22 protein-coding genes and 1 pseudogene are annotated in these 22,770 nt (G+C 72.2%); 15 read left to right on the forward strand and 8 right to left on the reverse strand.

Translation table 11 applies throughout. From position 1 onward, the window contains the following. The first annotated feature begins 37 nt into the window (after positions 1-37). Complete coding sequence (locus tag ABD709_RS14320) at positions 38-1,486, forward strand: HNH endonuclease signature motif containing protein (RefSeq protein ID WP_344776546.1); 1,449 nt, start codon at positions 38-40, stop codon at positions 1,484-1,486. A 341-nt stretch (positions 1,487-1,827) separates the two neighbouring features. Here the strand turns inward: ABD709_RS14320 and ABD709_RS14325 are convergent, their stop codons facing one another. Beyond that, positions 1,828-2,058, reverse strand: a complete 231-nt coding sequence (locus ABD709_RS14325) for a hypothetical protein (RefSeq protein WP_344776548.1) — start codon at positions 2,056-2,058, stop codon at positions 1,828-1,830. Positions 2,059-2,109: 51 nt separating this feature from the next. On the opposite strand from ABD709_RS14325, the gene ABD709_RS14330 reads away from it, so the two are divergent. Then, on the forward strand, positions 2,110-2,478 hold the full coding sequence (locus ABD709_RS14330) for an FKBP-type peptidyl-prolyl cis-trans isomerase (RefSeq protein WP_344776550.1): 369 nt from the start codon (positions 2,110-2,112) through the stop codon (positions 2,476-2,478). On the opposite strand, the gene ABD709_RS14335 is transcribed toward ABD709_RS14330, so the two are convergent. Further along, complete coding sequence (locus ABD709_RS14335) at positions 2,479-2,730, reverse strand: RNA-binding S4 domain-containing protein (protein ID WP_344776552.1); 252 nt, start codon at positions 2,728-2,730, stop codon at positions 2,479-2,481. Next, a complete protein-coding gene (locus ABD709_RS14340) occupies positions 2,730-3,998 on the reverse strand; it encodes a DUF445 domain-containing protein (protein ID WP_425575142.1) in 1,269 nt (422 codons plus the stop codon). The genes ABD709_RS14335 and ABD709_RS14340 overlap by 1 nt, the downstream gene beginning before the upstream one ends. A 61-nt stretch (positions 3,999-4,059) precedes the next feature. On the opposite strand from ABD709_RS14340, the gene ABD709_RS14345 reads away from it, so the two are divergent. From ABD709_RS14345 to ABD709_RS14355, 3 genes are all read left to right on the forward strand, one after another. Then, positions 4,060-4,464, forward strand: coding sequence for an FAD synthase family protein (locus tag ABD709_RS14345; protein ID WP_344776556.1), 405 nt, complete (start codon positions 4,060-4,062; stop codon positions 4,462-4,464). 59 nt (positions 4,465-4,523) lie between these two features. Further along, a complete protein-coding gene (locus tag ABD709_RS14350) occupies positions 4,524-6,059 on the forward strand; it encodes an MXAN_6640 family putative metalloprotease (protein ID WP_344776558.1) in 1,536 nt (511 codons plus the stop codon). A gap of 194 nt (positions 6,060-6,253) precedes the next feature. Then, positions 6,254-7,087, forward strand: coding sequence for an aldo/keto reductase (locus ABD709_RS14355; protein ID WP_344776560.1), 834 nt, complete (start codon positions 6,254-6,256; stop codon positions 7,085-7,087). 3 nt (positions 7,088-7,090) lie between these two features. On the opposite strand, the gene ABD709_RS14360 is transcribed toward ABD709_RS14355, so the two are convergent. From ABD709_RS14360 to ABD709_RS14375, 4 genes are read right to left on the reverse strand one after another with little or no spacing between them, the layout of a single operon-like run. Further along, positions 7,091-8,020: an esterase/lipase family protein gene (locus ABD709_RS14360; RefSeq protein WP_344776562.1), complete on the reverse strand. Its 930-nt coding sequence runs from the start codon at positions 8,018-8,020 to the stop codon at positions 7,091-7,093. 26 nt (positions 8,021-8,046) lie between these two features. Continuing rightward, on the reverse strand, positions 8,047-8,946 hold the full coding sequence (sigJ, locus tag ABD709_RS14365) for an RNA polymerase sigma factor SigJ (RefSeq protein ID WP_344776564.1): 900 nt from the start codon (positions 8,944-8,946) through the stop codon (positions 8,047-8,049). Beyond that, positions 8,943-9,680 carry an SDR family oxidoreductase gene (locus ABD709_RS14370; protein ID WP_344776566.1) on the reverse strand — a complete coding sequence of 246 codons (738 nt, stop codon included), beginning with the start codon at positions 9,678-9,680 and terminating at the stop codon, positions 8,943-8,945. The genes sigJ and ABD709_RS14370 overlap by 4 nt, the downstream gene beginning before the upstream one ends. Positions 9,681-9,727: 47 nt before the next feature. Then, positions 9,728-11,866 carry a DEAD/DEAH box helicase gene (locus tag ABD709_RS14375; protein WP_344776567.1) on the reverse strand — a complete coding sequence of 713 codons (2,139 nt, stop codon included), beginning with the start codon at positions 11,864-11,866 and terminating at the stop codon, positions 9,728-9,730. A gap of 263 nt (positions 11,867-12,129) precedes the next feature. Between ABD709_RS14375 and ABD709_RS14380 the strand changes: the two genes are divergently transcribed. The 10 genes and pseudogenes from ABD709_RS14380 (at position 12,130) to ABD709_RS14420 (ending at position 20,225) form a co-directional block, all read left to right on the forward strand. Further along, positions 12,130-12,402 carry a hypothetical protein gene (locus tag ABD709_RS14380; protein ID WP_344776569.1) on the forward strand — a complete coding sequence of 91 codons (273 nt, stop codon included), beginning with the start codon at positions 12,130-12,132 and terminating at the stop codon, positions 12,400-12,402. A 4-nt stretch (positions 12,403-12,406) separates the two neighbouring features. Continuing rightward, positions 12,407-12,640, forward strand: a pseudogene (locus tag ABD709_RS21460) (universal stress protein); the annotation flags it as partial. 199 nt (positions 12,641-12,839) lie between these two features. Further along, the gene (locus ABD709_RS14385; protein ID WP_344776571.1) at positions 12,840-13,022 is read left to right on the forward strand and encodes a universal stress protein; all 183 of its coding nucleotides are present in this window, start codon (positions 12,840-12,842) and stop codon (positions 13,020-13,022) included. Positions 13,023-13,045: 23 nt separating this feature from the next. Next, on the forward strand, positions 13,046-13,639 hold the full coding sequence (locus ABD709_RS14390; RefSeq protein WP_344776573.1) for a CBS domain-containing protein: 594 nt from the start codon (positions 13,046-13,048) through the stop codon (positions 13,637-13,639). Positions 13,640-13,967: 328 nt separating this feature from the next. Beyond that, positions 13,968-14,768, forward strand: coding sequence for an SDR family NAD(P)-dependent oxidoreductase (locus ABD709_RS14395; RefSeq protein ID WP_344776575.1), 801 nt, complete (start codon positions 13,968-13,970; stop codon positions 14,766-14,768). Positions 14,769-14,811: 43 nt separating this feature from the next. Continuing rightward, on the forward strand, positions 14,812-15,810 hold the full coding sequence (gene gap, locus ABD709_RS14400) for a type I glyceraldehyde-3-phosphate dehydrogenase (RefSeq protein ID WP_344776578.1): 999 nt from the start codon (positions 14,812-14,814) through the stop codon (positions 15,808-15,810). Between the two features lie 8 nt (positions 15,811-15,818). Further along, positions 15,819-16,400: a 2-oxoacid:acceptor oxidoreductase family protein gene (locus ABD709_RS14405; RefSeq protein WP_344776580.1), complete on the forward strand. Its 582-nt coding sequence runs from the start codon at positions 15,819-15,821 to the stop codon at positions 16,398-16,400. A 22-nt stretch (positions 16,401-16,422) separates the two neighbouring features. Next, a complete protein-coding gene (locus ABD709_RS14410; protein WP_344776582.1) occupies positions 16,423-17,580 on the forward strand; it encodes a transketolase C-terminal domain-containing protein in 1,158 nt (385 codons plus the stop codon). 12 nt (positions 17,581-17,592) lie between these two features. Continuing rightward, on the forward strand, positions 17,593-18,594 hold the full coding sequence (locus tag ABD709_RS14415; protein WP_344776584.1) for a thiamine pyrophosphate-dependent enzyme: 1,002 nt from the start codon (positions 17,593-17,595) through the stop codon (positions 18,592-18,594). Further along, a complete protein-coding gene (locus ABD709_RS14420) occupies positions 18,594-20,225 on the forward strand; it encodes an NAD(P)-binding protein (protein ID WP_344776586.1) in 1,632 nt (543 codons plus the stop codon). The genes ABD709_RS14415 and ABD709_RS14420 overlap by 1 nt, the downstream gene beginning before the upstream one ends. 3 nt (positions 20,226-20,228) lie before the next feature. Here ABD709_RS14420 and ABD709_RS14425 read toward each other — a convergent pair whose 3' ends face one another. Next, complete coding sequence (locus ABD709_RS14425) at positions 20,229-22,724, reverse strand: cation-translocating P-type ATPase (protein ID WP_344776588.1); 2,496 nt, start codon at positions 22,722-22,724, stop codon at positions 20,229-20,231. Between the last annotated feature and the right edge of the window lie 46 nt (positions 22,725-22,770).

The raw sequence follows: 22,770 nt of genomic DNA on the forward strand, positions 1-22,770 counted from the left end.
GCCTCTTTGTGTCGGCGGTCGGTGCTTGAATTCACTCATGGATCTCGGGAAGCACCCCTCGCCGATGGGGCGGTACGACGGCCGCTCCACCCGCGAGCTGCTCGCCGGGCTCACCACCACCCTGCGCGTCCAGCGCGAGGCCCGGGTCGATGAGTGGTGCCAGATCGTGGCCTGGGCCGACGCCAACACCACGGATTGCACCGAGGGTGCCGCGACGCTGGTCGATGGCTTCCTGGACACCGGTGTCCCGATCGCCGGACCCGGCGCACCGCTGGTCTCTGAGTTCGCGTTGATGGAGCTGATCGCGGTCCTCGGACGCTCTCCTGATGGTGGCCGTGACTACGTGGGTCGGGTCATCGAGCTCGGCTGGCGGCTCCAGCGGACCTTCGCCGCCGTCCTCGACGGACGCTGCGCCACCTGGCGTGCCGAACGGCTCGCCGACCTCACCCGCCAGCTCTCCGCGGACGCAGCAGGGTTCGTGGACCGCCACATCGGGCCCGTGGTCGGGACCTGCGCCTGGGCGCAGATCGAACGGTTGGTCGGCGAGGCGATCACCCGGTTCGACCCCGACTTGGCCGAGCAGCGCCGCCGCGACGCAGCCGAGCAGCGGCACTTCGACATCAACCTGGGCCACATCGACACCGACGGCCTGGTGTCCGTCGAGGGTGTCCTGGATGCCGCGGACGGGATCGACCTGAACGCGGCTGTCTCTCGGCGGGCCACCCTGCTCGGCCGGCTGGGGTCCGCGGACTCCCTGGACGTGCGGCGGTCGCGGGCCGCCGGGGAGCTCGCCCGCCAGGACCTCACCCTCGACCTCGAGGTCACCGACCCCCAGACCGGTGAGGTGGTCCGCACCGTTCCGGGCCGCAGGGTCGAGCTGCACGCCCACCTGACCGACACCGCGATCCGGGCCCTGGCCGGCACCGGCATCGACGCACTCCCACCCGACGCAGCGGTCGGGCGGCTGGGCAACACCCAGACCCCCATCAGTCCGTTCCAGATCCGGGAATGGGTCAACACCCCGGGCACCACCGTGATCGTCCGCCCGGTCATCGACCTGACCGAGCACGTCCCGGTCGGGTCTTATGAGATCCCCGACCGGCTCAAGGCCCGCATCCGGCTGCGTGACCCTCACTGCGCCTTCCCGAACTGTCACCGCAGCATCGAGGCCTGCGACCTCGACCACGCCAAACCCCACGCCAAGGGCGGGACAACGTGTCCGTGCAACCTGGTCCCGTTGTGCCGGCGCCACCACCGGGCGAAAACCTTCTCGCAATGGCGTTACGTGATCGTCGAACCCGGCACCTACCTGTGGATCGCCCCCAACGACCGGCACTTCCTCCTCGACCACCACGGCACCCGCCAGCTCGACCCACCCCGACGCCTCGACCCGGAGACCATGGACGTCGAGCACCCTTGGGAAACAGCAGAGCTCCACGACTACGACGGGGAACCGTACCCCGGCGCCCACCCACCCGACCACTAGCCACCGAGCCCCACACCCCGCCACCCGGCGGGGTCATCGGCACGCCTGAACGTCACTGAACGGGTCTCGATACGCCCTCGCTCGTCCCTCGCGACGGCTACTCGACCAACGGAACCTCCGGGTCTCGTGACGGTCGCTGCGCGACCTCCTCGACCACCGGGGCGCTTCTCTTGCAGCCCCCAACCACCGACCGTCGACCCTCAGCATCCCGCCACCCGCGCAGGGTCGCAACCAGGTGCCTCGACCCCCGCGGCGAGCGCCCACGAATCCCAAGAATCCCGAACAGGAGCCGGAGGGCGCGGCGCTGGGGCGCCTCGCACCTCAACCACCGGCACAGCGGATCAGGTGGTGTGCCGCCGGGGCTTGCCGGCGATCAACAGGCTCACGAGGCCGGCCAGCGAGCCGAGCAGGGCGCCGAGGACGGCGGAGGGGATGCCGATCTCGAAGGCGGCGGCCCAGGCCGTCGGCGCGTAGACGTGGAGGCCGATGATGGTGCCGACCACGAGGCCGAGCACGCCGAGCAGGCCCGCGCCGGCAACGGCGCATCTGAGCACGATCGGCATCGCCCTCATCAGGTCCACCTCGTCAGTATGCGCTCACCCCACACCCCTAGGGTGGACGGCATGGAGAAGCCTGAGATCGATTTCGTGGACCCGACCCCGCCGACCGACCTCGTGGTCACCGACGTCACCGTCGGCGACGGTGAGGAGGCGAAGGCCGGCAGCAAGGTGTCGGTGCACTACGTCGGGGTGGCGCACTCGACCGGCGAGGAGTTCGACGCGTCGTACAACCGGGGCGCCCCGCTCGACTTCCAGCTCGGCGTGGGCCAGGTCATCGCCGGTTGGGACCAGGGAGTCCAGGGCATGAAGGTCGGCGGCCGCCGGCAGCTCGTGATCCCGCCGCACCTCGGGTACGGCGACCGCGGCGCGGGCGGCGTCATCAAGGGCGGCGAGACGCTGATCTTCGTCGTCGACCTGCTCGGCGTGAGCTGACTACCAGGGCAGGTCGTCCGGCACGTCCCCGTGGACGACCCGGGCGGCCTGTCCGCCCAGCTCGACCACGTCGCCCTCGCGGAGCTGCCGACCGCGGCGGGTCTCGACCTCGCCGTTGACGCGTACCTCGCCCGACGCGCACACGGTCCTGGCCTCGGAGCCGTGCTCGATCAGGTTCGCGAGCTTGAGGAACTGCCCGAGCCGGATCATCTCGTCGCGGATGCCGACGTCCATCGGCTCGAGGGGCGCCATCAGCTGATCACCACCGACACCGTGTGGATCAGCACGCCGACCAGGCCACCGACGATGGTGCCGTTGATCCGGATGAACTGCAGGTCGCGACCGACGTGCAGCTCGATCCGCCGCGAGGCCTCCTTGCCGTCCCAGCGCTCGATGGTGTGCGTGATGACGGCTGTGATGTCGTTGCCGTAGCGCTCGACCACGAAGACCGCGAGGTCGGCCGCGGTCTGGTCGACCCGGGCGCGCAGCTCGGGGTCGCTGCGGAGCCGGTCGGCGGCCGCCTGGGCCTCGAGCAGCAGCCGCTGGTGCACCGCCCCGTCCGGGTCGGCGAGCGAGGACTCGAGCGCGCGCCGGAGCGCGTTCCAGATCGTGATGGCGGTGTTGATGACGGCCGGGTGCTCCAGCATCCGCAGCTTGAGCCGCTCGGCCCGCTCCTGGGTGGCGGGGTTGCCGAGCAGGTCGTCGGCGAGCCGGTGCAGCATCGAGTCGAGCGCGAGCCGGGCGCGGTGGGTCGGGTCGCTCCGGATCTCGGCGAGCCACCGCACCATCTCCAGGTGCAGCCGGTTGATGACGTAGGTGTTCACGCTGTCCGGCGCCCACCACGGCGCCCGCTCCCCCAGGACCTCGTGCACGGTCTCGGGGTTGGCGACCAGCCAGTCGTGCAGCTCCTCCAAGCCGAGGTCGACCAGCCCGTGGTGCAGGTCGTCCGCCAGTGCCTCCGAGAGCAGGCCGCCGAGCAGCGGCGCGATCTGCTCCTCCTTGAACCGCGGCACCAGCGCGTCGTTCACGAGGGAGACGATGTGGTCCTCGCGGACCTTGCTCAGCGCGAGCGCGGTGATCTCTGCGGCCTCGTCGACGACCCGGCGCGCGTTGGCCGGGACGGACAGCCAGGCCGCGACCCGCTCCGCGATGCCGATCGAGAGGATCCGCTCGCGGATGATCTGCTCCTGCAGGAAGTTCTCGCCGACGAACTGCTCGAGACCCTTGCCGAGGTCGTCCTTGCGCTTCGGGATCAGCGCGGTGTGCGGGATCGGCAGCCCCAGCGGGTGCTTGAACAAGGCGGTGACCGCGAACCAGTCCGCGATCGCACCCACCATCGACGCCTCGGCGCCGGCGTTCACGTATCCCAGGAAGCCGTCCCGCTTGAGCGTGGCGAGGTACACCGCCGCGGCGAACAGGAGCAGGCTGACCGCGACCGTGCGCATGCGCCGCAACCCGCGCCGCCGTACGACGTCTGCCTCCGACTCGGCTGCCTCGAGAAACCCGGTCACGTCCGCCATCCTTACGCAACGCCGTGCAGGGCGTCCGCTCGGCCCACGGGCAAATGAGAGACTGCCGCGCATGTCCAGCGCCCGCACCGTGATCACCTTCGGGACGTTCGACGTGTTCCACGTCGGGCACCTCAGGGTGCTCGAGCGCGCCGCCGAGCTCGGCGATCGCCTGGTCGTCGGCGTCTCCTCCGACGCGCTCAACCTGCGCAAGAAGGAGCGTGAGCCCGTCTTCAGCGAGCGCGAGCGGATGGCGATCATCGCCGCGCTCAAGCCGGTCGACGAGGTGTTCCTGGAGGAGAGCCTCGAGCAGAAACGCGAGTACGTCGAGAAGTTCCGCGCCGACGTGCTGGTCATGGGAGATGACTGGAAAGGGCGTTTCGATCACCTGTCGGACGTCTGCGAGGTGGTCTACTTGCCACGCACCCCGGCGATCTCGACGACCGCCCTGATCGAGAAGATCTCGAACATCGGCTGACGCGGGCCCGCGGGAAACGTGCGAGGTTCCCTTCCCCGACCCCGCAGGAGCAGCCGGTCATGCGCCCACGCCTGAGCGCCCTCTCGGCGCTGCTCGCGCTCGCGCTGCTCGGGGGGCTCGCGGTCGGCGTACCCGCGAACGCGGCGCCCGGCCAGCCGCGGCCCACGGTCGGGCAGGACCAACCCGCCGACCCCGGGGACGCGATCGCCCGGGCGAGCCGGCTGCTGACCTCCCGGGCGCTGCCGGCCAACCGCCACTTCGACCTGACCATGACCCTGCGCGACGTGTTCATGTCGCGCGACCGGCTCGGGTTCTTCGACTCGGTGCGCGCCGACGTGCTGCTGGCCCGGCCGACGGACGGCTACCAGGACCCGGGCGGGGACGGCTACCACGGACGGTCCGCGGAGATCTGCGGCAAGCGGCTGTGCGTCCACTACGCCCTGCACGGTGACGACGCGCCCCGCCGGATGCGGTGGGTGCACCGCACCCTGCGCGTGATGGCGTCGGTGTGGGACTTCGAGATCGACCAGTTCGGCATGCGCCGGCCGCCCTCGGACGGGACCCGGGGCGGCGACGGCCGGTTCGACGTCTACCTCGCCGACCTCGGCAACCGCGGCCTGTTCGGCTACTGCACCCCGGAGGCGCGGGTCCCGCACGAGCGGTTCAGCGCCTCGGGCTACTGCGTGCTCGACAACGACTTCTCCCCCAGCCAGTACGGCGCCCCGGCCCGCTCGAGCCTGAGGGTCACCGCTGCGCACGAGTTCTTCCACGCGATCCAGTTCGGCTACGACTTCCGCGAGGACCCCTGGCTGCTCGAGTCCACCGCGACCTGGATGGAGGACCAGTACGCCGACGGCTCCAACGACAACCGCCGCTACCTCAAGTACGGCTCGGTACGGCGCCCCGGCGTCTCGCTCGACACGTTCTCGAACACGCGCTACACGCAGTACGGGAACTGGGCCTTCTGGGAGTACCTCAGCGAGCGCTACGGCCGCGGCATCGTCCGCGACGTCTGGCAACGGGCCGACGCCCGCGGAGCCGCAGCCGACGACTACTCCGTCCAGGCGCTGCGGCAGGTGCTCGCCCACCGCGGTGGACTCGCGCAGACGCTCGCCTCCTACGCGGCGGCCAACCTCGACCCGGCCCGCCACTACGAGGAGGGCACGCACTGGCCCGGCGCCCGGCTGGCCGGGACCCTGCGCCTGGCGGGCACCGCCCGCGTCGTGCGGACGCTCCAGGTCGACCACCTCGCGGCCGAGAACCTGCGGATCGTGCCCGGGGCCGGCGCCGCGGCACGCCACAGCCTGCTCACCGTCGACGTGGACGGTCCGGACCGTCGGGAGGCACCCGCAGTGTCGGTGGAGGTGCGACGCCCCGGCGGCCGCACGGTCCGCCGTACCGTCGCCCTCGACCGGCACGGCCGCGGCTCGACCGTGGTGGCGTTCGGCACCGCCCGCACCAGCTCGGTCGTCGTGACGGCCGTGAACGCGTCCACGCGCTACCGCTGCCACCGCATGACGTCGTTCGCGTGCGGCGGCAAGCCGCTGGACCAGAACCGCGGATTCCGCGTGACCGCCACGGTCGGTCGTCCCTGAGCCGAACGGGCTGAGGACGGTCGGCGGAACCCCCCAGCCACCGCCGACCGTCGTCAGACCTCGATGACCCGAGCATCGCCGTTGTCTTCACCTTCAACGACCGTTCACCCAAAGGGTTCCGTGCTGTGACGCGTGAGGAGGAACGGACGCACGGGTCGATGATCCGGTCAGGCGCGGCTGCCTACGATCGAGCGGTGATCCCCACCTACGAGCTCAACGACGGCCACACCATCCCGGCGATCGGCTTCGGGACCTACCCGCTGTCCGGCGCCGAGGGCGTCGACGCGGTGGTGTCGGCGATCGCCGCGGGCTACCGGCTGATCGACACCGCGGTGAACTACGGCAACGAGGCCGAGGTCGGCGAGGCGATCCGCGCGTCCGGCGTCCCGCGCGACGAGCTGTTCGTCACCAGCAAGCTGCCAGGCCGGCACCACGCCCACGCCGACGCGATCGCCTCGACCGAGGAGTCCCTGGAGCGTCTCGGCCTCGACCACCTCGACCTGCACCTGATCCACTGGCCCAACCCGAGCGTCGGGCGCTACCACGAGGCCTGGCGCGCCCTCGTCGAGCTGCGTGAGCGCGGACTGGTCCGCTCGATCGGCGTCTCGAACTTCACCGCGGCGCACCTGGAGCGGATCATCGACGACAGCGGCGTCACGCCGGCCGTGAACCAGCTCGAGCTGCACCCCGGCTTCCCGCAGGCCGAGATGCGCGCCGTCCACGACCGGCTCGGCATCCGCACCGAAGCATGGAGCCCGCTCGGCAAGCGGCAGGCCAAGTACGGCGACCCGGCGGTCGCCGTACCCGCGGAGCGGCTGGGCGTCACGCCGGCGCAGGTCGTCCTGCGCTGGCACGTCCAGCTCGGCTCGCTGCCGATCCCGAAGTCCGCCGACCCGGAGCGGCAGCGGCAGAACCTCGACGTCTTCGGCTTCGAGCTGACCGACGAGGAGATGACCGCGATCAGCGCCCTCGGCCGCGCCGACGGTCGCCTGTTCGGCGGCGACCCCGACGTGCACGAGGAGATGTGACGGTCAGGGACCGACGAACGGCAGCACCAGCCGGCACGGGACCGGCTTCTTCTCCGCCGGGTCGAGGGTGTTCAGCACGATCTGCGCGGCCACCGGGGACGCGACCACCTCGAAGTGCTCGGAGTAGTCCTCCGCGCAGGAGTCCTGGAGCACGTAGTTGTGCATGCCGCGCTGGATCCCGGAGGTGTACGGCGACACGAGCTCGTCGTACTTGGTGACGATGTTGGTGTAGTCCACCCCGCGCACCGCGATCCGCCCGGTCCGCATCTTCGTCATGAACGGCGAGCCGGGTGCGAACTGGGCGCAGGAGGCGCACACGGGGAACGAGTCCGGGTCGAGGCCGAACAGCTTCGCGACGACGGTGGCCGTGTTCGCGAGCCGGGTGCCGTGCCAGAGCGGTGCGATCGCGACGTAGTTCTTCACGTCCCTCGCCCCGCCGAGGAACTTCACGTAGTACTGCGGCACGACCGTGCCCTCGGAGTGGCCGACGATGTCGACCTGGCGGGCGCCGGTGCTGCGCAGCACCCGGTGCACGAACTCCTTCAGCTGCACCGCGCTGTCCTGCATCCGGGTGAGCCCACCGAACTGGTCCAGCCCGACCGGGGTGCCCGCCGGGACGCCGTAGGTCAGCGAGTAGACGCAGTAGCCGTTGTTCTTCAGCAGCGGCGCGTAGGTCTGCCAGTTGGTGTTCTTGTTGCCCAGCAGGCCGTGCACGAGGACCACCGGCCGCGGGTGCTCGGCGGTCGGCCGGCACGACCACTCGTTGGCGCCCGGCGGGTCAGCGTCGACGCGGGTGCCGCCGAGCACGGCGCTGATCAGGAACGTGTAGGGGACCGGCAGGTCCCCGCCGGCGCGGGCGGGCGCACCCATCAGTCCGGTCGCGAGCAGAGCGGCAGCAAGTACGGCGAGCGCGCGCCGCCCCGTGGTCCCCATGGCGGGACCCTAGGCCGATCCGGCCCTCAGCGGCGAGGGGTCCGGGGGTTGGGCGGGACGGTCCGGAGCTTCGCCGGCGCACGGATCACGTCGACCCGGGCGACCCGGCCGCGCTCGACGGTCAGCACCATGACGGTGTCGAGCCGCTCGCCGTCGTAGACGGCCAGGCTCGGCAGCCCGTTGACGTCGACGAGCTCCAGCCGGGCGTCGGGGAGCTCCCGCTGGTTCTTCGCGGCCACGCCGAGCAGGAACCGCGCGACCCGGCTCGCCCCCTCGACAGGGCGTCGCGCGGCGCTGACCTCGCCACCGCCGTCGGAGACCAGCACCACGGCCGGGTCGAGCGTCGCGACCAGCGCCTCGAGGTCGCCGCCGGCCGCCGCGGTGAGGAAGCCGCCGAGCACCCGCTCGTGCTCGGACCGGTCCACGTCGAACCGCCCGGAGCCCTCGGCGAGATGAGCCCGCGCGCGTGCTGCCAGCTGCCGCACCGCGGCGGACGAGCGGCCGACCACGCGCGCGACGTCCTCGAAGGTCATGCCGAACACGTCGTGCATCACCCAGGCCGTCCGCTCCGCCGGGGAGAGCGACTCCAGCACGACCATCAGCGCATAGCCGACGGTCTCGTCGAGGGTGACCCGGTCGAGCGGGTCGGCGGTCAGCACGGGCTCCGGCAGCCAGACCCCGGGATAGGTCTCCCGTCGGACGCGCGCCGAGCGCAGTACGTCGACGGCGGTGCGCGCCACGGCCACCGTCAGCCAGCCGGCGACGTCGCGGACCGGCTCGCGGCGATCCGCCTCGACCAGCTTGGGCCAGCAGTCCGCGACGACATCCTCGGCCTCCGCGCGGCTCCCGAGGATCGCGTAGGCGACGTTGACCATCCGGGCGCGCTGGGCGTCGTACTCACGCGCCAGCTCGTCGACGTCGGTCACGCCGACCGATCCAACCAGTCGTCCCAAGTCTGCGTCCCGACGACCGCCTCACCCTGCGGCAGCAGGCCGCCCGCCCGGACCGCGCGGCCCATCCGTCCCGGCAGGGGCAGCGGTACGACGAGCCGCCGCTCGCCGCGCTTCGCCAGCACGCGTCGGACCAGGTCGGACATCAGCAGCTGGTCGGGACCCGCGACGTCGCGTGTTCGACCCTGCGGCTCACCCAGCGCGGCGTCGACCAGGACCGCCGCGACCTCGCTCGCGGCGACGGGCCGGCTCAGCATCGCCGGCGCCAGGGCGAGCGGCCGGGGTGAGCGGTCGATGAGCTGGCCCGGGAACTCGTGGAACTGGGTCGCCCGCACGATCGTCCAGGGCACCCGGCCCGCCTCCACCAGGTCCTCCTGACGGACCTTGCCGCGGTAGTAGGGCAGGTCGACCCGGTCGATGCCCACGATCGAGAGCGCAACGTGGTGCCGGATCCCGGCCCGCTCCCCCGCCGCCAGCAGGTTGCCGGTGGCCGCCTCGAAGAAGGCGACCGCCTTGCGGCCGCTGTTCGTGCTCACGTTGCTGACGTCGATCACGGCGTCCGCACCTTGCAGCGCGCTGTCGAGCCCCGCACCCGTGGCGAGGTCGACCCCGTGGGACCGGGACACCACTCGGGCCTGGTGCCCCCGCCGCCGGACCTCGTCGACGACGTACGTGCCGACCACACCCGTGCCACCTGCCACCGCGATCATCGTCATGCCCCTAGGACGAGACGGGGACGCGGAAGTGTGACATCGACTCAGCGGGCGGCGCCCTCCCGCTCCTCCAGCGCGGCGGTGAGCAGCGCGACCAGGGCCTCGGTCTGCAGATCGATGGCGCCCTCGGCCTCCTCGCCGGCGCCGTCCAGCGCCCGGGCGGCGAGGCCGGCCTTGCGGTCGATCAGCTCGGCGATCCGGGTGTCGAGGGTCTGGGTGGCGATCACGCGCCACGCCGTGACCGGCTCGGTCTGGCCGATCCGGTGCACCCGGTCGATGGCCTGGGTCTGCTCGGCGTCGGTCCAGGACAGCTCGGCGAGCACCAGGTTGGACGCGACCTGCAGGTTGATGCCGACGCCGGCCGCGGTGAGCGAGCAGACGGCGACGTGCACCTCGGGGTCGTTGACGAACGCGTCGATGTTGCGCTGCCGGACCGGCGTGGTCTGGTCGCCGCGGATCGAGGAGTACTGGATGCCGCGGGACGCGAACGTCTCCTCGGCGAGGTCCATGACGTCGATGTGCTTGGCGAAGAAGACGACCTTGCCGACGTTGCGGGCCAGCTGGGCGGTGTAGTCCGCGGCCAGCCCCGCCTTGGCCTGGCCGATCCTGCGCAGCATCCCGAAGACGTTCTCGCCGTTGTTACTGGCGGTCTCCTCGCGCTCCCACGTCGCCACCCGGCGGACCAGGTCGTGGTCGATGCCGTCGACGACGACGCCGGAGGTCCGCGTCTGCAGGGCCCGGTCGTAGCGCTCGACCATCCGGCGCGCAAGCTCGGCCTCGGCCTTGCGGATCGAGCGGCCGGCCTCGCCCTCGAGCTCCACGGGGAGGTCGGCGACGCGGCGGGCGGGGATGTCGGAGGCGACATCGATCTTCCGGCGCCGCACGATGCCCTGCTCGAGGACGCACTGCCGGGCGGCGCGGAAGAAGCCCGGGTCGGTCGGCACCAGGCCGGTCTCCTCGAGGCACTCCATCAGGTCGCCGAGCGGCTTCTTCTCGTCGATCCAGCCGAGGAACTGCCAGATCGCCCGGAAGTCCTCGATGTCGTTGATCAGCGGCGTACCGGTGAGCGCCATCATCAGCGGGCGGGCGACCCGGGCCCGGATCCGGTCCGCGATCTCCAGCACGTTCTGGGAGCGCTGGGAGGTCTTGTTCTTGATGTAGTGCGCCTCGTCGACGACCATCCCGCGGAAGCCGTGGGTGCCGAGCCAGCCGAGGTGCCGGTCGAGGATCTCGTAATTGACGACGAACACGTCGGCGAACCCGTCGACGTCGTTGCCGTCGCCGTGCAGCACGGTGACCTTCTTGTCGGGCGTCCACAGCCCGACCTCACGGCCCCAGTTGGTCTTGACCACGTTGGGCACGGCCACCAGCAGCGGGTAGGCGTTCGCGGCGTGGGCCGCCAGGAGCGCCTGCGCCGTCTTGCCCAGGCCGGGCTCGTCGGCGAGCAGGAAGGTGCGGTGCCCCTCCGCGGCCGCCGCCACGACCTGTGCCTGGTGCAGCATCAGCTCACGGCCGGTCGGGGTCTGCAGCGAGCTGGGCTCGGGCAGCTCCATCGAGGACGGTGCGCCCTTGTCGGCCTGCTCGAAGGAACGGAACAGCGGCTCGAGCAGCTCCCAGCCGGCGAGCCGGCGCGGATGCACGTTGCGGGGCGCCGCGGCCGTGAAGTCCGGGGTGAGGAACGGGTTGGCGAGCTGCCGGGACAGGACCGACTGGGGAACGACCCGGCGCTGAGCGGTCGCGAGGTCCTCCTCGACGGCCTCCGGCTCGGGCTCCTCCTCGACCTCGACACCGGCCCGGCGGAGCATCTCGCGCCGCAGGTCCTTGGCGGAGTCGGAGATCTCCGCGTCCTCGGCGAGCAGCGTGAACAGCGTCGAGTCGCGGGCGGCCGTCTGCGCCAGGATCGTCGCGATCCCGTCGAGCCGCTTCAGCTCGTCGGCGCGCTTGGCGTCGGACAGGGACTCGTCGTCCTTGACCCGGTTGCGCTCCTCGCGGGCGAGCAGCGCGACGACCTGGAACTTGGTGCGCACCTCCGGCATCGCGGAGCGGCGGGCGACGGCCGACTCGACCTCGCGCACCGCGCGGGCGAGGATCGGGATGATCCCCTCCTCGTCACGGCGGGGTCGGTTGGCGGCGCCCTTGCGTCGCTGCTGCTGCGGGCGACCGCGCTGGCTTCCTCGAGCCACGGATGTCCTTCCTCTGCGTCCGGTGCCGGACGCGTGCACGTGCTGACCGTTGCCGGCGCAACCCGATGCCGACGGCGGTGCGAGTCCCGCGTCCCCTCGTCGCGGCGGCGCGCGCTCGCTGGGTCACCGAGCGAGAGGAACGTGCGGTAGTGCCTTCGAGGCTACCACCGTCGGCCCCGGGCAGCGGCGTCCCGGTCGAAGGTCGACCGCCGCCGGGACGTTGGGCCCTCGCCTCCCGACCGGCGCGTGCACAGGCTGGACCCATGACGGTCCCACCGACGACCGACCCGCGCGAGGTCGCTCGCCTCTACCGAGCCCGGGCGGACCGCGTCGACGTCGTCGACGTGCCGGAGCTCGGGTACCTGGTCGTCGGGGGGCACGGCTCGCCCGGCGGCGCCGCCTTCGCGGCCGCGTTCGAGACACTGATGCCGGTTGTCTACGCGGCCCACTTCGTGGTGCGGCGCCAGCAGGAGGCTCGGCGGACCGCTCCCGATCGCCTCCGCACGTTGATCCGTCAGCCCGTGGAAGCGGGCTGACCCCATGGAGCAGATACGTCCTTTCGTCGTCGGTTTCGACAGCTCCGCGGACGCGCGAAGAGCACTCGACTGGGCCGCGGACGCGGCCGAGCGCCACCGAGCAACCCTCCTCGTGATCGTCGCGAGCGGCGACCCGTCCTACGGCGGCTACAGCCCCCTCATCGTCCCGGGTGAGGTCATCGTCGAGGAATGGGCCGCTGAGGCGCGCGACCTCCTCGCCGCCGCTGGTCGACCGGGGCGCGTCAGCATCGTCCATGACCGGCTCCCCCAGCGAGCCCTCGTCGACGCGTCCTCGGCGAGCACGCTCGTGGTGGTCGGGGCGAGGGGACACGGTCGGGTGACCGGCGCGGTCCTCGGCTCGGTGAGCCTCCCCGTGACCCGGCACGCCCGCGGGCCCGTCGTCGTGGTCCGCCCGGCGGCCGACGACGCCGCACTGCGTGTCGTCGCCGGCGTCGACGGAGACGGGCCAGCCCGGCGACGCGCTCGCGACGGCGTCCGAGCACACCGCGCTCGTCGTCGTCGGCGCCGGTCACCGCCGGAGCTTGAACACCGTCGTGCTGGGTTCCGTCAGCCAGCACCTCCTGCACGAGGCGACGTGCCCCGTCGCCGTCGTCCCCTGACCCATCGATGAAGGAAGTGCACCATGATTGCCCGAGAGCTGATGACCACCGACCTGGTGACGGTGCGGGCCGACACGACCGTGAAGGTCGCGTTGACCCTGCTCGACGAGAACGACATCACCTCGCTGCCCGTCGTGGGCGCGGGCGGACGCATCGTCGGCGTCGTGAGCGAGGCGGACCTGATCCGGGAGCTGGTCGGACCCGACCCGCGGACCCACGAGATCCCGCACGCCGAACCGCGCGACGACCGTCCCCGTTACGTGGGGGACGTGATGACGTCACACGCGATCACGGTGCACCCCGAGACCGACCTCGCCGTCGCGGTGGACATCGCGACGTCGACCGGCGTCAAGAGCCTGCCGGTGGTCGACGACACCGGCAAGGTCGTGGGCGTCCTGAGCCGACGCGACGTCGTACGGATGCTGGCGCGGAGCGACGACCTGCTCGAGCAGGACATCGACGCCCTGCTCGTGTCCGCGGGTGAGCACGACTGGTTGGTCGAGGTGCACGACGGCGTGGCCGAGATCAGCGGACCGAGCGGCCTCCACGACCGGGTGATCGCCCGGGTGCTGGCCGCCTCCGTCCCCGGCGTGGTCGAGGTCCGGCTCGGGGACTGAGCGCGCCTGCTGAGCCGGAGAACCGGACCTCGGCCCCGACGTTCTGCTCGAGGTCGGCGATCGTCGCGTCGAGGAGGTCGTGGGCCAGGCCGGACAGCGCCCTGCTGACGGGTGTGCAGGACGGCCTCCGCCCGCGTGCGGTGCCCGTCCTCGAACAGGTAGACCTGGACGCCAGGACCTCTTCCTCTGTGTGCCGCGCGTCGGCGCCGTCTCCGGCGGGACATAGGTCCTGCGCTCCTGGGTCCCTGTGCGGTGCCGACAGCAACGCCCGCCGCGAAGGCTGGGGGCACGGGCGCACTCGGCGCACGCACAGCCGAAGGAGCGAGTCATGGAGCACCACGAGCGCGGGTCGTCGCTGCTCGACCTGACGGGTCGGACGGCGATCGTCACCGGCGGGGCGATGGGCATCGGCAAGTCGATCGCGACGCGACTGGCCTCGGCCGGTGCCGCCGTGGTCGTCGCCGACGCGGACGGCGAGGCCGCTGCGCTCACGGCGAAGGAGCTGCACGACGACGGCCTTCAGGCGCTGGCGGTCACGGTGGACGTCAGCGACGAGACCGCGGTACGCCGGCTCGGGGTGGCCGCGGTGGCGTGGTCGGGACGGATCGACGTCCTCGTCAACAACGCCGGCATCTTCCCGACCATCCCGGTGATGGACATGTCGCCCGAGCAGTTCCGCCGGGTCATCGACGTCAACCTCGAGGGCGTGTACCTCTGCAGCCGGATGGCCGCGCAGCAGATGATCGAGCAGGGCGACGGCGGACGGATCGTCAACGTCACCTCGATCGACGCGCTGCACCCCTCCTCCGTCGGCCTCGCGCACTACGACGCGTCCAAGCACGGCGCGTGGGGCTTCACCAAGAACCTGGCCCTCGAGCTCGCGCCGCACGGCATCGCCGTGAACGCGATCGCTCCCGGCGCCATCGCCACGCCGGGCGTGGAGCACATGCAGGCGGTCCCGGGCGTCGACCCCGAGGTCATGCTCCGGACGTTCCTCGCCCGGATCCCGATGGGCCGGATGGGCGTTCCTGACGACATCGGCAAGGTCGCCCTGTTCCTGGTGAGCCCGATGGCCGACTACATGACGGGCGCCCAGGTCGTCGTCGACGGCGGCGTCCTCCTGGCCTGACCCGACAACCACCTGGACAACACGACAGAAGGAGGCACCCACGATGGTGCGCATCGGAATCAACGGAATGGGTCGCGTGGGGAGGGCGCTGCTGCGCCTCGCCGACCAGTCGACCGACCTCGAGGTCGTCGGCGTGAACGACCTGGTGGACGTCCGCTCGCTCGCACGACTGGTCCGCCGCGACAGCACCTTCGGGAGGTTCCCGTCCTCGGTCGAGGCCGTCGGCGACGACACCCTGGTCGTCGGCGGGCGCAAGATCGCCGTGACCGCGCACCGCGAGCCGGGCCTGATCCCCTGGGCCGAGCTCGACGTCGACGTCGTGGTCGAGGCGACCGGCCGGTTCCGGACCAGGGAGCTCGCCCAGGGCCACCTGGACGCCGGTGCGCCGAAGGTCGTGATCTCGGCGCCCGGAAAGGGCGTCGACGCCACCATCGTGATGGGGATCAACCAGGACGCCTACGACCCCGCTCACCACCACGTCGTCTCCAACGCCTCGTGCACGACCAACTGCGTCGCACCGATGGTCAAGGTCCTCGACGACGCGTTCGGCATCGAGCGCGGGTTCATGACGACCGTGCACGCCTACACCAACGACCAGAACATCCTCGACGCGCCGCACAAGGACCCGCGCCGCGCTCGCGCCGGCGCCGTCAACATCATCCCGACCAGCACCGGCGCCGCCAAGGCCGTCGGCGAGGTCCTGCCCCGGATGGCCGGACGCATCGACGGCGTCGCGCTGCGGGTGCCGGTCGTCGACGGCTCGCTGGTCGACCTCGGCCTGCTGCTCGACCGGGAGGTCACCGCGGAGGAGGTCAACGCCGCCTTCAGGGCCGCAGCCTCCGAGGGGCCCCTGGCGCCGTACCTGGCCTACGAGGAGGAGCCGCTGGTGTCCTCCGACGTCATCCTCGACCCGTCATCGTGCGTGTTCGACTCCGGGCTGACCCAGGCGTCGGGACGGTTCGTGAAGGTGTTCGGCTGGTACGACAACGAGTGGGGCTACACCAGTCGGCTCGCCGACCTGGTCCGTCTCGTGGCCGGATAGGTCCGCGCGTGTTCGGCGTACGGATCCACGGTCGTGGCGGCCAGGGCGTCGTCACTGCCGCCGAGCTGCTCTCGGTGGCGGTGTTCGACGAGGGCCGTCGCGCGCAGGCCTTCCCCACGTTCGGCTCGGAGCGGACCGGGGCACCGGTGGTCTCCTACTGCCGCATCGACGACCGGCCGATCCGGCTGCGCGAGCCGATCGTCGAGCCGGACGCGGTGATCGTGCAGGACCCGAGCCTGGTGCACCAGGTCGACCTGTTCGCGGGGCTGAGTCCCGACGGCTACCTGCTCGTCAACACCTCGAGATCGGCGGCCGACCTGGGGATCGACGAGGTCGTGCGCGACCTCCGCCAGGGTCACGCCGCCACGGTGCCGGCGACGGAGATCGCCCGTCAGCTCCTCGGCCGGCCACTTCCCAACGCGGCGCTGCTCGGCGCGTTCGCGGCGCTGACCGGCCAGGTCACGCTCGGCGCGGTCTGCGACGCGATCCGTGAGCGGTTCCCAGGACCGGTCGGCGCGGGCAACGTCCGCGCCGCCGAGGTCGCGCACGAGCACGTCGCGCGCTTCGTGCAGGGGTCCTCCGTTGCTTAGCCAGGTCGAGGGTTCCCAAGCGGTGGCCGCGGCCGTCGCACGGTGCCGGCCGCAGGTGATCGCCGCCTACCCGATCTCGCCGCAGACGCACATCGTCGAGTCGCTCTCCGACCGGGTGCGCACGGGCGACCTCGTGCCCTGCGAGTACCTCATGGTGGAGTCGGAGTTCGGCGCCCTGTCCGCGTGCATCGGCGCCTCCGCAGCGGGGAGCCGCACCTACACGGCCACCTCGAGCCAGGGTCTGCTCTTCATGGCCGAGGCGCTGTTCAACGCATCGGGTCTCGGGCTCCCGATCGTCATGACGGTGGCGAACCGCGCGGTCGGGGCACCGATCAACATCTGGAACGACCACTCCGACGCGATGGCGATGCGGGACTCCGGGTGGGTCCAGCTCTTCGCCGACTCCAACCAGGCGGCGACCGACCTCCACGTCCAGGCCTTCTGGTTGGCCGAGGCTCTCTCCGTGCCGGTGATGGTCTGCATGGACGGCTTCGTGCTCACGCACGCGTTCGAGCAGGTCGACCTGCCCGAGCAGGAAGCCGTCGACGCGTTCCTCCCGCCGCTGGTCCCCCGACAGCTCCTCGACCCCGACGACCCGGTGACCATCGGCGCGATGGTCGGTCCCGAGGCCTTCACCGAGGTGAAGTACCTGAACCACCACAAGCAGCTCGCTGCGCTCGACCTGATCCCCATGATCGGTGAGGAGTTCCGCGCGGCGTTCGGCCGCGGCACGGGCGGTCTCCTGCAGCCCTATCGGCTCGAGGACGCGGAGACCGTGGTCGTCGCGCTCGGATCGGTGCTCGGCACCATCGAGGAGGTCGTCGACGGGCTGCGCGACGACGGCCAGGCCGTGGGTGTCCTCGGGATCACCTGCTTCCGGCCGTGGCCGGCGGCCCAGGTGCGCGACGCGCTCCGGAACGCCCGCCGCGTGGTCGTCGTGGAGAGGGCGTTCGCGGTGGGAGCCGGCGGCATCGTCGGGCAGAACGTCCGTGACGCGACCCGGGGCCTCCCCGTCGAGGTGTACGACGTCGTGGCCGGCCTCGGTGGCCGCCCCGTCACCAGCGCCTCGTTGCACCGTCTGCTCGGCGACATCCTCGCGAACCGCCTCGACGCGCACCGCCTCCACTTCCTCGACCTCGACGAGGACCGGGTGCGGCACGAGCTCCAGGCCCACGGATAAGGAACGGCAGCCATGCCCCACCAGCAGCTCAAGCTCTACCAGACCGGGACCTTCGCGGTCGGCAACCGTCTGCTCGATCCAGAGCAACGCACCGTGCAGGCCCGCGTGGGCCGCTCGAACACCCTGACGTCGGGCCACCGCGCCTGCCGGGGGTGCGGCGAGGCCCTGGGCGCCCGCTACGTGCTCGACGCCGCCATGCGCGCGTCCGGGGGGCGGATGGTCGCGGTAAACTCCACCGGCTGCCTGGAGGTCTTCTCGACGCCGTACCCCGAGACCTCGTGGCAGCTCCCGTGGCTGCACTCGCTCTTCGGCAACGGGCCCGCGGTCGCCGCCGGCGTCGCCGCCGCGCTGCGCGCCCAGGGCCGGGACGACGTCCGGGTGGTCAGGCAGGCCGGGGACGGCGGCACCGTCGACATCGGCTTCGGCGCGCTGTCGGGGATGTTCGAGCGCAACGACGACGTGCTCTTCGTCTGCTACGACAACGAGGGCTACATGAACACCGGCGTCCAGCGCTCGGGCGCGACCCCACCCGCAGCACGCACCGCCAACACCAAGGCCCTCGGCCCCGAGCCGGGCAACGCGTTCGGCCAGGGGAAGTTCGTGCCGCTCATCGCGATGGCCCACGAGATCCCCTACGTCGCGACCGCGACCGTGGCCGACCTGCACGACCTGGAGGACAAGGTCGAGCGGGCGATGGGCATGCACGGCGCGCGGTACCTGCACGTGCTCGTGCCCTGCCCGCTCGGGTGGGCGGCCGCGTCCGAGGACACCATCAGGCTCGCCCGCCTGGCGAAGGAGTGCGGGCTGTTCCCCGTGTTCGAGGCCCACGACGGTGCGGTCACGGACGTCTCCCCCATCCGCCGCCAGGTCCCGGTCGAGGACTACCTCCGGCCGCAGGGTCGCTACGCCCACCTCTTCGGCGACCCGGGACGACCCGACGTCGTGGCCCGTCTGCAGGCGCGCGCCGACCGCAACATCGCCCGCTTCGGGCTGCTCACGGAAGGCCAGGACTGATGGAGAAGCCCTTCGCGATCACGCTCGACGTCGGCTCGAGCCTCCACAACCTGACCGGCTCGTGGCGGACCGAGCGGGCGGTCTACACGAACCGGATGCCGCCGTGCAACGACGGGTGTCCCGCCGGCGAGAACATCCAGGCCTGGCTCTACGAGGCCGAGGAGGGCGGCGCCGGCTACGAGCGCGCCTGGCTGAGGATCATGGAGGAGAACCCGTTCCCCGCGATCATGGGCCGGGTCTGCTACCACCCGTGCGAGACGGCGTGCAACCGCGGACAGCTCGACGAGGCCGTCGGGATCAACTCGGTCGAGCGCTTCCTCGGCGACGAGGCGATCAAGCAGGGATGGGTCGTGCCGAAGGACGGTCCGCCCACGGGCAGGAGGGTCCTCGTCGTCGGCGCCGGCCCGGCCGGCCTGTCGGCGGCGTACCACCTCGCGCGCCTCGGTCACTCGGTGACGGTCAAGGACGCGGAGTCCGCGGCGGGCGGCATGATGCGGTTCGGCATCCCGACCTACCGGCTTCCCCGCGACGTGCTCGATGCCGAGATCCAGAGGATCCTGGACCTCGGGGTCGACCTGGAGCTGGGCTGCCGCGTCACCGACCTGGAGGAGGCCCGGGCCGGGTACGACGCGGTGTTCCTCGCCGTGGGCGCCGCGGTGGCGAAACGCGCGTACGTCCCGGCCGGCTCCGCGGCCCACGTCGTCGACGCGCTCGGCGTGCTGCGGGACATCGAGAACGACGACCGACCGCTGCTCGGGCGCCGGGTCGCCGTCTACGGCGGCGGCAACACCGCGGTGGACGCCGCGCGGTCCGCGCGGCGGCTCGGTGCCAGCGACGCGGTCGTGGTCTACCGGCGGACCCGCGACCGGATGCCTGCCCACGAGTCCGAGGTGGTCGAGGCCGAGGAGGAGGGTGTGCGGTTCCGGTGGCTCACCACCGTCCGGGAGGCCGACGCCGGGAAGCTCCTCGTGGAGCGGATGGAGCTCGACGACACCGGGTTCCCCCAGCCGACCGGCGAGGTCGAGGAGCTGGAGGCGGACTCCTTGGTGCTCGCTCTCGGCCAGGACTGCGACCTGTCCCTGCTCGACGGGGTTCCCGGCGTGGTCGTCGACCACGGCGTCGTGACCGTCGGGCCCGACCTGATGACCGGCTGCGCGGGTGTGTTCGCAGGCGGCGACATGGTCCCCTTCGAGCGTTCGGTCACCACGGCGGTGGGGCACGGCAAGCGGGCAGCCCGGCAGATCCATGGCTGGCTCTCCGCCGCCGCTCCCGCGCCAGCCGACCGCCCGCTCCTGGCGACCTTCGACAGCCTCAACACCTGGTACTACACCGAGGCGCCGCGCAGCCACCGGCCCCGTCTCGACTCCGTCCGGCGGGCGTCCACCTTCGACGAGGTCGTCCTCGGGCACGACGAGGAGACCGCGCTGATGGAGGCGCGACGGTGCATGTCGTGCGGCAACTGCTTCGGCTGCGACAACTGCTACGGCGTGTGTCCCGACAACGCGGTGATCAAGCTGGACCAGCCCGGCAAACCGGTCTACGTGATCGACCTGGACTACTGCAAGGGCTGCGGCCTCTGCGTCGCCGAGTGCCCCTCGGGCGCCATCCAGATGGTCCCCGAGGAGATCTGACGCCTAGCGCCCGAGTCGGCGGGCCGCTGCGACGGCCAGGGCGGGGATCGTGGCCAGCGCCAGCGCGACGCCCCACGTCCCGAGACCGAGAGGCTCGGTGCCCAGCAGCTCCCGAAGCGGCGCCGTGGTGACCGCCAGCACCTGCAGGACGACCGATGCCAGCACCGCCAGCTCGAGCGCCCGCTCGGCGAGGTGCACCCCGGTCCGGGGGGCCCGCAACGCGAGAGCCAGACCGAGCTGCGCGAGCCCGAGGGTGACGAACACCGTCGTCGCGAGCGGCCAACCCTGGCCGTTGGCGACCAGACCGGCGACCAGGCTCACGGCGGCGATCAGCAGCCCGCCGGAGAGGACACGGGAGCCGAGGCCGGCGCCGAGGACGGACTCCTCGGGCGACGGGGAGGGGCGGTGCATCAGCGCCGGGTCCAGGGGCTCGCTGCCGAAGGCGACCCCCGGGACCCCGTGGGTGAGCATGTTGATCCAGAGGATCTGGCCGGGCAGCAGCGGCGCGGCCATGCCGAGGAAGGGCGCGACGAGGATGACCAGAACCTCCGCGAGGCCGCCCGACAGGCCGTAGCGCAAGAAGGTGCGGATGTTGGCGTAGATCCGCCTGCCCTCCTCGACCGCGGTCACGACGGTGGTCAGGTCGTCGTCGGCGAGGACGAGGTCCGCCGCCTGTCGCGCCACCTCGGTGCCCCGGTCCCCCATCGCGACACCGATGTCGGCGCGGCGCAGGGCCGGGGCGTCGTTGACGCCGTCGCCGGTCATCGCGACCACGTGACCGCGTGCCTGCCAGGCGTCGACGATGTCGACCTTCTGCTCGGGATGGGTGCGCGCGTAGACGTCGATCGCCTCCACGCGGTGCCGGTGCTCGCCGAGAGCCACGGCGGCGCCGTCCACGACCTCCGAGTCCGGGCCGGCGATGCCCACCCGCCGGGCGATGGCCAGCGCGGTGGCGGGATGGTCGCCGGTGATCAGGATCGGCCGGATGCCGGCAGCACGGCACCTGGCGACGACGGCCGCCGCGTCGGCGCGCGGAGGGTCGACGATGCCGAGCAGACCGGCGAGGACCAGTCGATCGCCGTCGTCGGGCCCGGTGTCCGCGACCGCGAGGACGCGGTAGCCGTCCGCGGCGAGCCGCTGGGCCTCGGCCCGCGCCCGGTCGACCACCGGCCCCGGCTCGACCTCGTCGAGGACCACCTCCGGCGCGCCCTTGACGACCCGCAGCGACTCGCCGGCCCGCTCGTGCCAGGTCGTCATCGTCCGCCGCTCGGCCCCGAAGGGCGTCTCGCCGACGCGACGCCAGGTGCCGGGAAGCTCGAGCAGGTCCTCTCCGTACCGTGCGGCGGCCACGAGGAGCGCGGCCTCCATCGGCTCTCCGATCACCCGCCAGGTGCTGTCGTCCGGGGTGAGCCGGGCGTCGTTGCACAGCACGACGTCACGCAGCAGCCGACGTGCGGAGGTGAGCGCAACGGGAGGCCCGCTCACCGCCCCTTCCCGGTCGTACGCCGCTCCGGAGATCTCGCAGGAACCGGCGTCGGTCCACAGTCGGCGGACCGTCATCCGGCCCTCGGTCAGCGTGCCCGTCTTGTCGGACGCGAGCACGGAGACCGACCCGAGCGTCTCCACCGCGGGCAGCCACCGCACCACCGCCGAGCGACGGGCCATCCGGAACGCGCCGAGCGCGAGTGCCACCGAGACGACGGCGGGCAGCGATTCCGGGATCGCGGCGACGCCCAGGCTCACGGACAGGATGAGGGCGTCGGTGAAGGCGGCACCGCGCAGCATCGTGAGCACGAGGACCAACCCGGCCAGCGCTGCGGTCAGGAGGACCAGCTGCCGCGACAGGCGGGCGAGCCGTCGCTGGAGCGGCGTCGGGCGCAGGCCGGTCGCGGCGATCAGTGCCGCGATCCTGCCGAGCCCGCTGGCCGCACCGGTCCTGGTCGTCGACGCGAACGCCCGGCCGCGCGTCACCACCGTTCCGGCCAGCAGCTCCTCACCGGTGTGCCGCGGCACCGGCTCGGACTCCCCGGTCATCGACGCCTCGTCGACCTCCAGACCGGCCGCCTCCACGACGACGAGGTCCGCGGGCACGATGTCGCCCGCCTCGAGACGGACCTCGTCGCCGACGACGAGGTCGGTCGCCCGCAGCTCGACGAGCACGCCGTCGCGACGCACCCGCGCCCTCGGCGCGCCCATCCGGTCCAGCGCGGCGACGGCCTGCTCGGCGCGTGACTCCTGGAACACGCCGATCCCGGTGTTGAGGGCGACGACCGCCGCGATGATCGCGGCGTCAGCGGCGTCACCGACGCCGACCACCACCACGAACGCAGCGCCGAGAAGCAGGATCATCGGGTCGACGAGCTGACTGCCGATCCGGGCGGCGAGGGTCCGCGGCCGGGCCCGCGGAACCGTGTTCGCACCGTCCCGCGCGAGCCGCGCCGCCGCCTCCGCAGAGGTCAGGCCACCGGTGATGGCGGGGGGAACCGGCGCGTTCGTCACCGGCATCACCTCTGCGTGCCGCGGCCGCGTCGGGCCAGGTCGTCGA

This window comes from Nocardioides panacisoli (assembly GCF_039537325.1).
GTDB lineage: Bacteria > Actinomycetota > Actinomycetes > Propionibacteriales > Nocardioidaceae > Nocardioides > Nocardioides panacisoli.

Coding starts and splice junctions, on each gene's coding strand:
- ABD709_RS14320 (WP_344776546.1), top strand. CDS start 38: ATGGATCTCGGGAAGCACCCCTCGCCGATGGGGCGGTACGACGGCCGC.
- ABD709_RS14325 (WP_344776548.1), bottom strand. CDS start 2,058: ATGAGGGCGATGCCGATCGTGCTCAGATGCGCCGTTGCCGGCGCGGGC.
- ABD709_RS14330 (WP_344776550.1), top strand. CDS start 2,110: ATGGAGAAGCCTGAGATCGATTTCGTGGACCCGACCCCGCCGACCGAC.
- ABD709_RS14335 (WP_344776552.1), bottom strand. CDS start 2,730: ATGGCGCCCCTCGAGCCGATGGACGTCGGCATCCGCGACGAGATGATC.
- ABD709_RS14340 (WP_425575142.1), bottom strand. CDS start 3,998: ATGGCGGACGTGACCGGGTTTCTCGAGGCAGCCGAGTCGGAGGCAGAC.
- ABD709_RS14345 (WP_344776556.1), top strand. CDS start 4,060: ATGTCCAGCGCCCGCACCGTGATCACCTTCGGGACGTTCGACGTGTTC.
- ABD709_RS14350 (WP_344776558.1), top strand. CDS start 4,524: ATGCGCCCACGCCTGAGCGCCCTCTCGGCGCTGCTCGCGCTCGCGCTG.
- ABD709_RS14360 (WP_344776562.1), bottom strand. CDS start 8,020: ATGGGGACCACGGGGCGGCGCGCGCTCGCCGTACTTGCTGCCGCTCTG.
- ABD709_RS14370 (WP_344776566.1), bottom strand. CDS start 9,680: ATGATCGCGGTGGCAGGTGGCACGGGTGTGGTCGGCACGTACGTCGTC.
- ABD709_RS14380 (WP_344776569.1), top strand. CDS start 12,130: ATGACGGTCCCACCGACGACCGACCCGCGCGAGGTCGCTCGCCTCTAC.
- ABD709_RS14390 (WP_344776573.1), top strand. CDS start 13,046: ATGATTGCCCGAGAGCTGATGACCACCGACCTGGTGACGGTGCGGGCC.
- ABD709_RS14395 (WP_344776575.1), top strand. CDS start 13,968: ATGGAGCACCACGAGCGCGGGTCGTCGCTGCTCGACCTGACGGGTCGG.
- gap (WP_344776578.1), top strand. CDS start 14,812: ATGGTGCGCATCGGAATCAACGGAATGGGTCGCGTGGGGAGGGCGCTG.
- ABD709_RS14415 (WP_344776584.1), top strand. CDS start 17,593: ATGCCCCACCAGCAGCTCAAGCTCTACCAGACCGGGACCTTCGCGGTC.
- ABD709_RS14420 (WP_344776586.1), top strand. CDS start 18,594: ATGGAGAAGCCCTTCGCGATCACGCTCGACGTCGGCTCGAGCCTCCAC.